The following is a 12516-nucleotide window of genomic DNA, read 5'->3' on the forward strand; positions in this document are numbered from 1 at the left end:
CTTATAGAATAAATAGGCTTTCAGCCTTTGTCTTAACCTGCATACCCGTTACAAGTTCAACATGTACTTCGTCTTTATTAACTTCAGTAATTGTTGCGTTTACGAGCGCTTGGCCAAGCTTAACTTTAACTTTGTTATTTACCTTGACCTCATTTGCTGGAAGAGGTTCAACTTTTCCTGAACTTCTGCGTTGTTGCTGTTGCTCAGGCTTCTTATTAACTCTAGGCTTTTTATTGGCATGGCGTGGGTGACCTTGCCCTTTTGATTTGTAAGATTTTGTGTCGCCGTCATTGCGAGGTCTTTGTGGCTTCTTGCGTTTTGCCATTTTCGCACGACTTTCTTCCAATGCTTTTTGAGCATGCTCTACGTGCTCCTGCTCAACCTTTTCAGCTTGACCACCTTCCAAATCAACACGGAACTCATTTTTTGTTACGGCTTCTAAATAACGCCAGCTTGAAGTGTATTTTCTTAAAGCTTGTCTAACTTGCGTTTTACTTACTTTTTCAGAGCCTTCAATCTTCTCAGCAATATCTTTGAAGATGCCAACTTTTAGTGGCTTTATACCATCCTTTTGTTTAAAACACTGAGGAAATTCTGAGTATAAAAACTCCAATACCTCGTTAATATCTTTTAGCTTGTTTGTGGTTTCCATGTCTAAACCTATTTAAATATCTTCATCAAGAGATGAATTAATATAGTGTGTAACCCAGTCTAAGAGTTCATCTAGCTCGGTATCAATTAATGCCATATCACCGCGCAGATGTTCCCAAATACCATTAATAATTTGATCAATTTGCTCACTTCCAAGATCTTCGGGCAACTTTTCCCAAGCAAAATGAATCAACTCGTTAAGAGTCTCAGCGACTTGCTCCTCATCGCCTTCCCAATCCCCAACATCGAAATTAGAAAATAAGTAGTCTTGTACATTAAGCATATCTTTCATTTTAAAGTGTTTCCTCGAAGCTTTTAACCAGCGCTTCTAAGCCCAGTTTATCTTGTTCGTCAAACCTTGCCAAACTGGGACTATCGATGTCCAATACTGCAAAAATTTTACCTTTCTTAAATACAGGTATCACAATTTCAGAATTTGAAGCTGCATCACAGGCAATATGGCCTTCAAACGCGTGTACATCTTCAACAAGCTGTGTTTTTTCTTCAGACACAGCAGTCCCACAGACACCTTTGCCTACAGGGATGCGGATACACGCAGGATTGCCTTGAAATGGACCAAGTACAAGTTCATTGTCTCCATCCATTAAATAAAAACCGGACCAGTTAATGTCTTCCATATTGGTGAATAGCAAAGCACTCAAGTTAGCCATGTTAGCAACATGATTGCGCTCACCATCAATTAGTCCTTTTGCCTGTTGATTCAACAGTTCATAAAATTTTTGCTTTTGCATTGTTGATACTGAACATTCTTACATATAAACAGTAAAGGTACTCTTTCATGCAAATAAATGAAACCTTTTACGAGCAAAAAGTCCCAATTTGTCTTCAATACAACTCAAACTGCTCATTTTGCGCGCAGCCGTTATATCACGGGAGACGCAAGCTGTATAAAAAAAGCGCAGACGCTAATGCGCACATTACTGCATTTGCAATAAGTATCGGACCACCAGGAACAGAAAAGAGAAACGTAAATATCGCTCCACCTAACATAGCAGCTGTAGTAAGTGCGGCATACGACAGCTTATTGCATTTATATAAAAAAAGATATGTAGGTAACACACATAGCGCCATTACGATGCCAACTATGTGCGCATTTGATATCGCAGTAGTCAACAATTGCAAAAACACTTGCCCTTGTCCTGTCACCAAATAGAAGTAAGCACCTAGGACACTACCAACTATCAACGGTGAAAACATTGAGACCCCAATGGCTGTTGCTACTTTTTTCATTTCAATTACCTTACAAAACTGTGTCAGTAAACAAGTCTTCGGCTTAAGCTAAATCACATCAATGAGACTTTAGTCTCAACTTGATTAGCATGTTTTTGAAACAAATATTTTCTAACCCAATAAAAAAGCCCAAGCTAGATAATAGCTTGGGCTTAATTATGGCGGAGAGATAGGGATTTGAACCCTAGATACGCTATTAACGTATGCCGGTTTTCAAGACCGGTGCTTTCAACCACTCAGCCATCTCTCCAAATTTTAAAACAAAATGACTTAATGAATAAAGTGCACATTGCTTATTGTAGTGGCGGAGAGATAGGGATTTGAACCCTAGATACGCTATTAACGTATGCCGGTTTTCAAGACCGGTGCTTTCAACCACTCAGCCATCTCTCCAAATTTTAAAACAAAATGTCTTACTATTAAATGCACTTTGTTTGTTTTAGTGGCGGAGAGATAGGGATTTGAACCCTAGATACGCTATTAACGTATGCCGGTTTTCAAGACCGGTGCTTTCAACCACTCAGCCATCTCTCCGAAACTTGCCTATGCAAAGCATAGAAATTAGTGGCGGAGAGATAGGGATTTGAACCCTAGATACGCTATTAACGTATGCCGGTTTTCAAGACCGGTGCTTTCAACCACTCAGCCATCTCTCCGCAGCGGGGCGAATAATAGGGAAACCTTTTTAGAATGTGAAGCTTTTTTTTTGCTTTTTTTATCATTTGTCCAAAATTCAGCTTGTTTGACGACAAATCCAGCTAGTCTGGCGATTTTTTTAACAATCTTTTGTTATCTTTGAACTATTTACCACAAAAAATGGTCTACTATTCGAGAAAGGTTTGCTCAACTATGTAACTCTTGGTAATCTTTGGAAAGTTTAATTATCGGAACATCGTGTTTCTATTAAGGAGCTATAATATGGCGTTCAATCATTCGTACACTACTGAAAAAGCAGTAATGTCAACGACTGAAACAAATAAAGTGCTTAAAAGCACTTACTTTCTTTTAGCAATGACTTTGGCATTTAGTGCCTTAACTGCTGCAATTTCAATGACTATGGCATTGCCTAGATTCACAGGCCTTGTCTGCTCTCTTGTTGCTATGGGTCTAATTTTTGTTATCCAAAAGAAGGCAAACTCTTCTTCAGCAATCGGTCTGGTATTCTTATTCACTGGTATTCTTGGTTTTGGCTTAGGCCCAATGCTTAACTCATACCTAAACTTGCCAAATGGTGGGTTACTGATTGCACAAGCTCTTGGTTCAACTGCGTTGATTTTCTTCGGTTTATCTGCTTACGCATTAACAACTAAGAAAGACTTTTCTTTCATGGGTGGTTTCTTAACGATTGGTATTTTAGTGACTGTTGGTATTTCTATCGTAAATATCTTCATCGGTAGTCCAATTGTGTTTATTGCTATTAACGCTGTATTTGTATTACTTATGTCAGCAATGATCTTGTTTGAAACAAGCAGAATCGTTAATGGTGGTGAAACTAATTATGTATTAGCGACTGTTGGCCTTTTCGTTGCTATCTACAACCTATTCACTTCTTTATTGATGCTACTAGGTGTCATGTCAAGTGATGACTAATCTTATCATTCTGATAAAATAAGCCCCATTAGGGGCTTTTTTTATGGGTTTTCTTTGAGCCAATTTATTATTTCCGTACACTCGGGTCCTGCTGACCATGATTCTTTGCAATGTATAGAGCGCTTCGCACGTGCCGTGCTTCAGCAAAAGCATTCAATTAAGTGTATTTTTTTATACCAAGACGCGGTTTTGCATGCCAACCAGCACTTTTCTCTTGCCAGTGACGAACTGCAAGTCAGTGCAGTTTGGCAAAGGCTTCACGATCTGGGGATCCCCATTAAACTATGTGTTACCGCCGCAGAAAAGCGCGGTATTGACACATCCAATACAGGTTTATTCACCGTTGCAGGACTTGCTGAGTTTGCCATGGAAACCTGTAAAGCTGACAAGTGGGTGCAATTCAAATGACCAAAAAGATTTTAGTTGTCTGTGACGCCGCGCCATTTGATGCGCAAATTATTCGAGATAGCCTAGACATGGCTCTCATTTTTGCAGCTGTTGATCAAGAAGTCAGTTGGCTATTTAGAGGCGCATCTGTCCTTGCGTTAAAAACGGCTCAACATCCAAATCAACTGGGTATTAAAGACTTTTTTAAGCAGCTAAAAACATTAGAAATTTACGATATTGATCGTATTTTTGTTTGCGAAAATGCCCTTGCAGAATTTTCGATGTCGTCTGAAGAGCTTACGATTGATACCGAAACAGTCAATATTAAACAGCAACAAGCTTTACTTAAAAAACAAGATCATGTGGTTAAGTTATGAGTTCAATAATACATATCTTCTCTAAACCGAGTAGTTACTATCGCAATTTTGATATGGGTTTAATTAGCCAAGACGATAAGGTATTGCTGCAACAAGATGCCTGCTATGATCAATCAAAGTTTGTGGTAAATTGCCCAGCACCACTTTTCATGCTGGAGACATGCGCCCTAGCACGTGGCATTTCACCTATTGAATCAATTACACTGATAGATGATTTAAGTTGGGTCGACCTTATTGCAAGCAGTGACAAATCTATAACGTGGTAATTATGTTAGAAGTAAACGATAAAACAATTGAAACAGACAAAGAAGGCTACCTTTTAAATCATTTAGATTGGGAGGAGAGTCTAGCGTCAGTTATTGCATCTCAAGAAAATATTACTTTGACAGATGCGCACTGGGAAGTTATCCGGTTTGTTCGTAGTTTTTATGAAGAGTACGGCACAAGCCCTGCCATTAGAATGTTAGTCAAAGCCATTGCTAAAAAGCTTGGTGAGGATAAAGGAAAAAGTATTTATTTATATAAGCTTTTCCCTAAAGGTCCTGCTAAACAAGCGACCAAGATTGCGGGACTCCCTAAACCCGCTAAATGTATTTAAAAAGAGAAGGCATTGCCTTCTCTTTCTCTTTATTATTCATTACTCGGCCAAGAGAACGGCACTACTGGCACTGACAATCCTCTCGCTAATACTGACTCGGCAACAGTTAAGCTAGGGTCTGTAGGAGACCATAGATCAGTGTTGAATACTTCAGAAGCAGACTCACTCGCAATATCACCTAACACACCACTTGCATCAATATCGAAAATAAACGTGCCCGATCCATCATAGTCACAAGAATTTGTCGGTGCATATTCAATATTTGCGCGATGCTCAGTGCCTAAATAAACATTCGTCGATGAATCGAATTCGAAAAACTGTCTTTGAGTATAATCTTGAAGAGTATGATTGTTGCCAGGCCCAGCCCAATTACAAATAAACCCTTGGACTAAACCGTTTGTTTCATCTATATCCGTGCCATAGCCAAAGTGGGCTTCGCCATTTTCCAACGACGCATCATTAAACCCAATATTTAATATACGACTATTGGAATCATTAACACCCGCTTGCCATACATAAGCATAATCGCCTGCTAAGCTGGTTAAATTAAAGTTAGCACCAAAAATTGCAAAGTTTTCACTCCAACCATCCGGGTTATCAGTAGCATGATATTTGTTATCCACATCCACTTGCTGGTCGCTATTAAATACACTCGCAACGCCATGACCACAATTAGTCGCAGATCTAGACTGTAAAGACATTTGTTCTCCACTGCGCTCATATGCGAGAGAACCCACTAAAGTACGGTCATTTTGACTGCAATTTCCTCCTGGAAATTCTATGCCTAATACGCCAACCTCACCCTCTACCGTGAAATTCAGTAAGCCTGTATAGTTCACAGCATCAGTGCCAGGTGTATGCATCATTGACATAGTAATATCATAGTCCGACCCTGATACCGTGTAAGCTAAACTCACACTGTATTGCCATACGCCTGATGCCAATTCAATTGTCGCACTATTAAAACTAATATCAGCCAACCCTTTGCTATTCATTTGTGAGGTTAGGTCAATTGAGCTGCCCTCTGCAGGTAACCCCGTTCCATCATCAATGGCAGCAGAAACCATGCTCGCCAAGGTCATCAATGCCATTCTTGAACGCTCTCTGACAGCCCGCAATTGCGCATTTGTTTGCGCAACAGCACATGCATTGCCATTGCTCGCACTCGCAAGCCACAAGCCCAAATCCCCTGTTGGTAATGTACCAGCACTCGTTGCCGAGCTTGATGCATCAGGGTGTCCTTGATAGCTTACTTGCGGACCAAAACAATCCGCGTTAGAACTATTTCTATAAAAAGAGCCAACTCTGAATACATCTCTCAAAGGTGTCTCACCACTTAAAAGCGCATTAATTCTTCTGGTTGCCCAAAAATATGTCGGAGAAGCAGGGCCTCTTGACTCAAGGGCTCTGTATGTATATTGCCTATCTTGTTCATCACTACTGTCAGAGAATGGAGAGGCCACTGCCAAGGACTGGGGAAAATATACCCCTCTATCCACAGTGTCATCACTATCATTGGTTCCACCACTATCTTGATCCGTTGAATCGTCAGTACTAGATGAATCATTATTCATATTAGAGTCAGCGCTATTATCTGCATCTGAGCTGTCAGATTGTTGAGCTGATGTATCTTGCTGAGTTTCTGTGTTTAACTGATTTGAGTTGTCGCTTTCAGATGATGAGCAACCTATCACTAGAGATGCCATAATTAATGGGATGTAAGATTTCATAATTGCATACCTTCTTTGCCTAACCTGTACAAATAACTTATGCGAAAAAATACAATTGGACAAAACAGTGAGTGTTAACACCTGTCAATAACTGTTTAAAAACCACCCACTTTAGAATGAGTTTTAAATCAGAAAATGAGAATAATTATTCATAAAAAGTGATAATCAGTTAAAGAAAATACCTAACGCACAGAATTAACGACACTTTCCAATTGTCTTAAATGTTAGTTCATGAATACACGCTTTATACAATTTCTTACATCAAAAAGTGAACTTTTGTAGAGAACATTTCGTTGGTGGGCAGTATTTAATGAGCTAAGTCAGACTTTGCAGCCTGAACCTAACCTATATATGGAACAAACTCTTTATCGAGATTAAATATTGCAGTTAACGTACGAGCTTATTTAACTCGCTTCCAAACCTCATATTCAATAAATTTACCATCTTCAACAAGCTTATGGTGCCAAAGATCACCCTTAACTTCATAAGTAAATGCCATTTTTCGACCTATCAAGCTTTCTACATTGCCCAATGTTACTGTCTCAATAAAGTGATTATCTTTTACAACATAAGTCCCGCCACCGGCATAATGAAACTTATCATTGCTACTCGTTATATAGCTAAAGTGAGTTTTATTAATTATTTTAGTCGAGGTGACTTCAGGCGCTGAGGCTTTGACCCGTCCGCCTTCCGTAGCATATTCTCCACTAACAAACTCCCAAGTGCCTATTAACGGATTAGCTAAGGTAAGTGGGCTAGCTAATGCACACAATATCGATAAATACTTCATAACCTATCCCTATTTAATTTTAGTTATTTTACATGATTATAAAGTTTTGAAAGTTCGAAATACAAACGCGTAATCTTCAAGTTGAGCTATACAGCTTCGCCGCAATCAGATTCGTCTATCACTTTATTAATTAAGTCAAACAATCTTGATAGTGCTTTTTCAACATCATGAAAATTGTCTTGTTTTAACAAAGTATCAATCTGCGAAACCGTTTGATAAATATCATGGCAATCAAACATCGCTGAGGTACCTTTTAAAGCATGGATAGAACGTGCCAGCCCTTCATAATCCTTGTACTTGAGCTGATTTTGCAATTGAACTAGCTGCTCGTGCAACCCGTCAATATACTGCATTTTCAGCTGTTTAAATTCTTCATCCGGTAAGTTCAAATCATCGTCAACAGTGATATTTAAATAATGTGAAATTTTCTTTGCAAACTGTGCCCTATCGATTGGTTTTGCCAAGTGATCTGTAAAACCAAGCTTTATATATCTTTCTACTTCATGACTCATTGTATTTGCAGTCAGTGCGATTACAGGCGCCGTACAGCCAGTTGCTTGAATAAAGTTAAACGCCTGCTCCCCATCCATAACGGGCATTTGAATATCCATGAGGATCAAATCAAATTCATTGTCTAACACAGCTTGCACTGCCAGCTGGCCATTCTCAACCGCAGTCACATTCAGTCCCATCCGTTCTAAAATTCTGGTGATTAATCTACAGTTGTCACTGTGGTCTTCAGCAAGTAAAACTTCCCCTTTCAACGCTTCAGAATCTAGCTCAGAGTCTGCTTGAACGTAAGTGTCATGCTGATGATGAATTTCTTCAAACGAGTTGACCCACTTAGTGCGTTCAGTGGTAAATAAGCTTAGTGACAATGTAAAGGATGTACCCGACCCAACTTCACTCTCAACTTCAATATCACCATCTAACTTTTGCGCTAAGCTTTTTGAAATGTTTAGGCCAAGACCCGTCCCCCCATATTTTCGCGTGGTCGAAGAATCAGCTTGATAAAATGCACTGAATAGCTCTTTCTGCTCTTCGGTCGTCATCCCTATGCCAGTATCTTTAACGCTAATATATAGCCTATCCCCCTTGCAGCTGACCTCTATAGAGATTTTACCCACTGAAGTAAACTTCAATGCATTTGATGTTAAGTTTAATAATATTTGGCGCAGTCTGGTCGGATCAATGACAACAAAATCAGGTAAGGGGAATTGGTAGTTCAAGTCAAACTCAAGACCTTTGTCGCGTATTTGCTTACCCAACAAAGACTCAACATGGGCAATTGACTGAAACAGGTTGGCTTCTATTAATTCGACTTCAAGCCGGTTTGCTTCAATTTTGGACATATCAAGTATGTCATTGATAAGACCCAAAACATGACGAGAATTCTGCAGTATTACCGTAATCGCATGATTGCGCTCATGTGGCTTTATGTCTCCTAAAATTATCCCATCTGCATAACCAATAATTGAAGTCATTGGCGTTCTTATCTCGTGGCTCATATTTGCTAAAAAACGACTTTTGGCCTCACTTGCATCACGTAATTCAGAAGCGAGCTGTTCAAGCTCATAAGTACGTTTCAAAACTTTTGCTTCTAAGTTCTTATTCAGTTCTATATTTTCTTCGCTGGTTAACCTCACCTTGTCAGCGACTGCAAAAGCTAAGAACATGGCATCTAAAGCGACCCCAACTAACCCAATCAAATACAAATTAACCGCTATGGGCGGCAAGAGTCCAAGGTTAGTAAAATTACCAATCATGTTTGGTACAGCCATACAGACATAAGCAAGTATAAAATACCTAGCAGGCTTAAATCCTTCAGAGATCCGTAGAATGCCGATATACAAACCAAGGCATAAGGCCACACCGGTTGATAATGTTGCCCATAAGAAACCGAAGCCAGGAAATAAAATACTAAATGGGGTGCCTATCGCCGCAATCACACCAACCCATATAGATGCTGAGGATAAGTTTGGGTGTTCCTCTTTAAGCTTAAGCAAGCAATTGTAAAACAACGCATTGCTAATTGGTGACAAAGTAAAGCCAAGCCAGTGTAAATGCGCCGAATAAAACCCAAAAAGCTGGTCAGATATATGAAAGAAATGACTCCATGCAAAAACCATGGTAGCAGCAAAAATTGCGTAATATAGATGTGTTAGGTCTTTTGAGCCAATATAGATAAGCAAATTGTATAAACCCAAAACTATGCCAACGCTAAAGCAAATGATCATAATTAAATTATCAATCACGACCTGTTCTTTGAAGTCTTTAACTGGCACAAGCTCTAGTTTGATAGGTGTGTAGAAATAATCACTCTCAAATAGAGTTACTACGTAATAGTCCTGTTTTGGTAACAGCTCGATGGTATTGCCATAGTGAAAAGCGAATTCATTCTGAACCATACCGCCTGAATAATACCGCTTCACGTCCGTTGGTGAGTATATTCTTGTTTCTATATTAGATAAGACCGTGTTGTATGGGTACAGCACTAACTGCTCATAGTTGGAAATGTTTTTAATCTTAGTAACGAGCCAATATCGGCCAGAAAATAACGCTCGCTCTTTTTGAGGGGTTAATTTACTTGCCCAACTTTCAACGTCACCAAATGAAACGGGGAAACGAGTGTCATCTTTTGCAGCAAGGACCAATCCCTTGTCATGTAGGTTAACACCCGTTTCTATACCGTTATACACATATTGTTGAGCGCTCACAGATAGCGAAAAACACAACACAATAAAGCCGAAAGTGAATCTAATCAGATACATTGTTGACCTAGGAGCCTATATTTATATGCTAATAAAGCACTAAAAGTTATACGTAATATCAACGCCAATTCTTTGCCCTTCTCCTTTAAAGTCCTCTAACATGCCAAGAAACGAACTTAAATCAAACTTTAAATGGCTATACTCTTTTTCGAAAAGGTTTTTGCCCCATACGCCTAATTGCCATTGCTTATACTCGTAAGTAATATTTGCTCGCCACAAAGCATAGCCTGACTGCATGGCATATGGGTTTTGGTTTTGATCAAAGTAATACTCTGACTGATAGTCAACACCCACAACTGAACTCAATTCACCTTCATATAAAGAATATGTATATGTAAGCTCTGCGGCTATATTCCACTCAGATGTAAAAGGTAAGCGATTGTCGGTGAGCGTAACACCTACAGGGTCTATAAACTCTTCAAAATTAGCCTCGGGAATATACCCTATCGCCAAACGTGAGGATAAATTATGACTTAGCAGGTACACAAGCTCCAACTCAGCGCCATAAATTGTTGACTTACCGACATTTTCCAAGAGCTGGAGTGGCGGAGCATTCGGCGTTGATGATGCCTGATTCATGAAAACTTGCTGCTCTTTATAGTCATAGTAGAAAATAGCACCAGATAAAAAATAAGCATCGTCGTTTGACAATTTAAATCCAACCTCATGTGCTAACGTTTCTTCAGGCTCATAATCAGCAAGCTCAGCTTGCTCTGGAGACGACAGCAACCCTCCATTATATCCTCCGCTTTTTGTGCCGCTTGCAAGCGAATAATAAATGAGCAATTCATCATTTGGTGTATAATTCCATGCAAGTTTACCTGATACTCTGTCGTCTTTCACTTCTCCACTTACGGTATAAAACGGAATAATCGTGCCGTCGAGTTCACCTGGCGTGGTAATAAAGTTCAGTCTTGATATTGAATCGTATTTCACAGACTCATCCGAATAGCGTGCACCAATTGTGATCATATGCTGATCATTTAAGCGCCATTCGTACTGAGAAAACAATGCAATCGATTTAGTTACAATTTCATTATCGTAGAAGAAAGTGGTTGTCAGTTCTGGGGCCAATACACCTCTTAAATCCCTCAAGATATCATTGTGATTGTTTTGAAATATGCGCTCTTCAAGTTGAAATACGCCCACAGTCCAGTAATCATCACCAAACTGGCTTTGATACCTAAGTTCATTAGTGACAAGTTCACTTTTTAAACCTAGCTCACCTTCACACAACCTCGCAGGACTACCATCACAATTAAATGCATGATCTCTATCCAACCGATTAAATCCATTTAAATAGGTCAAATAAGCGCCCTCTTGCACTTCCCACTGAAGCTCAAGCCCCCATCCCTTATAAATACTCAAATGCGGAGAGTCGTTGTTAACACTCACAGCCCAAAAATCATCACTTCCATCGTTAAAGCCAAAGCTGTCAACACAGCCCAAGCTCCCAGCTTCGTTGGCAGAGCACGTTACAGGGCTTGCGGGGTTCGGATCTTTAAAAATACCAATATTTCCAACCGGCTGAACGATGCCATCCCAATGACCATAATACCCTTTAACAAAAGCACTCCAATTGTCCCACTCTCCCAAGTAACTGAGCCTAAGATCACTTTGTGTTAATCCTGCCTCTGGGGAGGTTTCAAGTAAATTGTAACTCGTATATTCGTAGTCAGTATGATTGAACGCGAACCTGACCGCACTCTCTTCATTAATAGTGGCATTGTAAGCGCCTTGCGCCCTATGCCAATCATCTGTGCCAACGCCAAGCTTAACATAGCCATAATTACCCGCATCAGGTCGCTTAGTCCTTATCAGCAGTGCACCACCTGTGCTATTTCGGCCAAATAAAGTACCTTGCGGCCCTTTTAGAACCTCTACTTGTTCAATATCAAACAAGTTAGCGATTTGATTATTTGCAGATCCTACTGAGAGTCCATCAACATACATGGCAACAGGAGATGTATTCGCCGTGTTGTAATCCAGCAAACCAATACCACGAATATTAATAGCTGGTGGCGTTCCCTCAGCAGCATTTTGGCTGATCTTTAAGTTGGCAACGAAGTGCCCAAGTTCAGTCGCATCTTTAATACCTTGCTGAGCAATACGATTAGCCCCAATTGTGGAAATAGAAACACTTACATCCTCAATGTTTTGCTTTCGTTTCTGTGCATACACCTCAATGACCTCCATGGGTTCATCCGCGGCAAATGACAGAGTTGGACTAAACATTATTGGTAATATAGATATTGAAATGGCAGAGAGTTTAAACATGTCCGTTCTCGATTGTGTTTGCAGTATTCATTTTGCACTACTGAGTATAGTCCAAAAGAAAAGACCTCCAATAAAATTGCAGGTCTTTTCTGTT

At 39.8% G+C, this 12516-nt stretch carries 13 protein-coding genes and 4 tRNA genes; 5 read left to right on the plus strand and 12 right to left on the minus strand.

Annotated elements, in window-relative coordinates:
- Nucleotide 1: 1 nt before the first annotated feature.
- The 8 genes from proQ to S4054249_RS11685 all read right to left on the minus strand — a co-directional run bounded on the left by proQ (nt 2) and on the right by S4054249_RS11685 (nt 2558).
- Nucleotides 2-652, minus strand: a complete 651-nt coding sequence (gene proQ / locus S4054249_RS11650) for an RNA chaperone ProQ (RefSeq protein WP_046355010.1) — start codon at nt 650-652, stop codon at nt 2-4.
- Between the two features lie 12 nt (nt 653-664).
- Complete coding sequence (locus S4054249_RS11655; RefSeq protein ID WP_039609864.1) at nt 665-943, minus strand: hypothetical protein; 279 nt, start codon at nt 941-943, stop codon at nt 665-667.
- Nucleotide 944: 1 nt separating this feature from the next.
- Nucleotides 945-1403, minus strand: coding sequence for a GAF domain-containing protein (locus S4054249_RS11660; protein ID WP_046355009.1), 459 nt, complete (start codon nt 1401-1403; stop codon nt 945-947).
- Nucleotides 1404-1539: 136 nt separating this feature from the next.
- On the minus strand, nt 1540-1902 hold the full coding sequence (locus tag S4054249_RS11665) for a hypothetical protein (RefSeq protein WP_046355008.1): 363 nt from the start codon (nt 1900-1902) through the stop codon (nt 1540-1542).
- A gap of 159 nt (nt 1903-2061) precedes the next feature.
- Nucleotides 2062-2152 (minus strand) — tRNA-Ser (locus S4054249_RS11670).
- A gap of 52 nt (nt 2153-2204) precedes the next feature.
- Nucleotides 2205-2295: transfer RNA gene (locus S4054249_RS11675), tRNA-Ser, on the minus strand.
- A 50-nt stretch (nt 2296-2345) separates the two neighbouring features.
- A tRNA-Ser gene (locus S4054249_RS11680) sits at nt 2346-2436 on the minus strand.
- A 31-nt stretch (nt 2437-2467) separates the two neighbouring features.
- Nucleotides 2468-2558, minus strand: a tRNA-Ser gene (locus S4054249_RS11685).
- 262 nt (nt 2559-2820) lie between these two features.
- On the opposite strand from S4054249_RS11685, the gene S4054249_RS11690 reads away from it, so the two are divergent.
- From S4054249_RS11690 to S4054249_RS11710, 5 genes are read left to right on the plus strand one after another with little or no spacing between them, the layout of a single operon-like run.
- The gene (locus S4054249_RS11690; protein WP_039609861.1) at nt 2821-3492 is read left to right on the plus strand and encodes a Bax inhibitor-1/YccA family protein; all 672 of its coding nucleotides are present in this window, start codon (nt 2821-2823) and stop codon (nt 3490-3492) included.
- A gap of 54 nt (nt 3493-3546) precedes the next feature.
- Nucleotides 3547-3900 (plus strand): sulfurtransferase complex subunit TusD, encoded by a 354-nt coding sequence (tusD, locus tag S4054249_RS11695; protein WP_046356288.1) that lies wholly within the window; start codon nt 3547-3549, stop codon nt 3898-3900.
- The gene (locus tag S4054249_RS11700) at nt 3897-4256 is read left to right on the plus strand and encodes a DsrE family protein (protein ID WP_046356287.1); all 360 of its coding nucleotides are present in this window, start codon (nt 3897-3899) and stop codon (nt 4254-4256) included. The genes tusD and S4054249_RS11700 overlap by 4 nt, the downstream gene beginning before the upstream one ends.
- On the plus strand, nt 4253-4522 hold the full coding sequence (locus S4054249_RS11705) for a DsrH/TusB family sulfur metabolism protein (protein ID WP_052960975.1): 270 nt from the start codon (nt 4253-4255) through the stop codon (nt 4520-4522). Before S4054249_RS11700 ends, S4054249_RS11705 begins: the two co-directional genes overlap by 4 nt.
- Before the next feature lie 2 nt (nt 4523-4524).
- A complete protein-coding gene (locus S4054249_RS11710) occupies nt 4525-4854 on the plus strand; it encodes a TusE/DsrC/DsvC family sulfur relay protein (RefSeq protein WP_046356286.1) in 330 nt (109 codons plus the stop codon).
- Between the two features lie 32 nt (nt 4855-4886).
- On the opposite strand, the gene S4054249_RS11715 is transcribed toward S4054249_RS11710, so the two are convergent.
- The 4 genes from S4054249_RS11715 to S4054249_RS11730 form a co-directional block, all read right to left on the minus strand.
- Nucleotides 4887-6584: a hypothetical protein gene (locus S4054249_RS11715; RefSeq protein ID WP_046356285.1), complete on the minus strand. Its 1698-nt coding sequence runs from the start codon at nt 6582-6584 to the stop codon at nt 4887-4889.
- 400 nt (nt 6585-6984) lie between these two features.
- The gene (locus S4054249_RS11720; RefSeq protein WP_046356284.1) at nt 6985-7374 is read right to left on the minus strand and encodes a hypothetical protein; all 390 of its coding nucleotides are present in this window, start codon (nt 7372-7374) and stop codon (nt 6985-6987) included.
- 86 nt (nt 7375-7460) lie between these two features.
- Complete coding sequence (locus tag S4054249_RS11725; protein ID WP_046356283.1) at nt 7461-10145, minus strand: ATP-binding protein; 2685 nt, start codon at nt 10143-10145, stop codon at nt 7461-7463.
- Between the two features lie 39 nt (nt 10146-10184).
- A complete protein-coding gene (locus tag S4054249_RS11730; RefSeq protein ID WP_046356282.1) occupies nt 10185-12422 on the minus strand; it encodes a TonB-dependent receptor in 2238 nt (745 codons plus the stop codon).
- Nucleotides 12423-12516: the final 94 nt, after the last annotated feature.

Origin of the sequence: Pseudoalteromonas luteoviolacea, from assembly GCF_001750165.1 — a bacterium.
Lineage (GTDB): Bacteria > Pseudomonadota > Gammaproteobacteria > Enterobacterales > Alteromonadaceae > Pseudoalteromonas > Pseudoalteromonas luteoviolacea_G.

Excerpts from the sequence above, each read along its gene's own strand:
- proQ (WP_046355010.1), bottom strand. The coding sequence starts at position 652 with ATGGAAACCACAAACAAGCTAAAAGATATTAACGAGGTATTGGAGTTT.
- S4054249_RS11655 (WP_039609864.1), bottom strand. The coding sequence starts at position 943 with ATGAAAGATATGCTTAATGTACAAGACTACTTATTTTCTAATTTCGAT.
- S4054249_RS11660 (WP_046355009.1), bottom strand. The coding sequence starts at position 1,403 with ATGCAAAAGCAAAAATTTTATGAACTGTTGAATCAACAGGCAAAAGGA.
- S4054249_RS11665 (WP_046355008.1), bottom strand. The coding sequence starts at position 1,902 with ATGAAAAAAGTAGCAACAGCCATTGGGGTCTCAATGTTTTCACCGTTG.
- S4054249_RS11690 (WP_039609861.1), top strand. The coding sequence starts at position 2,821 with ATGGCGTTCAATCATTCGTACACTACTGAAAAAGCAGTAATGTCAACG.
- S4054249_RS11700 (WP_046356287.1), top strand. The coding sequence starts at position 3,897 with ATGACCAAAAAGATTTTAGTTGTCTGTGACGCCGCGCCATTTGATGCG.
- S4054249_RS11705 (WP_052960975.1), top strand. The coding sequence starts at position 4,253 with ATGAGTTCAATAATACATATCTTCTCTAAACCGAGTAGTTACTATCGC.
- S4054249_RS11710 (WP_046356286.1), top strand. The coding sequence starts at position 4,525 with ATGTTAGAAGTAAACGATAAAACAATTGAAACAGACAAAGAAGGCTAC.
- S4054249_RS11715 (WP_046356285.1), bottom strand. The coding sequence starts at position 6,584 with ATGAAATCTTACATCCCATTAATTATGGCATCTCTAGTGATAGGTTGC.
- S4054249_RS11720 (WP_046356284.1), bottom strand. The coding sequence starts at position 7,374 with ATGAAGTATTTATCGATATTGTGTGCATTAGCTAGCCCACTTACCTTA.
- S4054249_RS11725 (WP_046356283.1), bottom strand. The coding sequence starts at position 10,145 with ATGTATCTGATTAGATTCACTTTCGGCTTTATTGTGTTGTGTTTTTCG.
- S4054249_RS11730 (WP_046356282.1), bottom strand. The coding sequence starts at position 12,422 with ATGTTTAAACTCTCTGCCATTTCAATATCTATATTACCAATAATGTTT.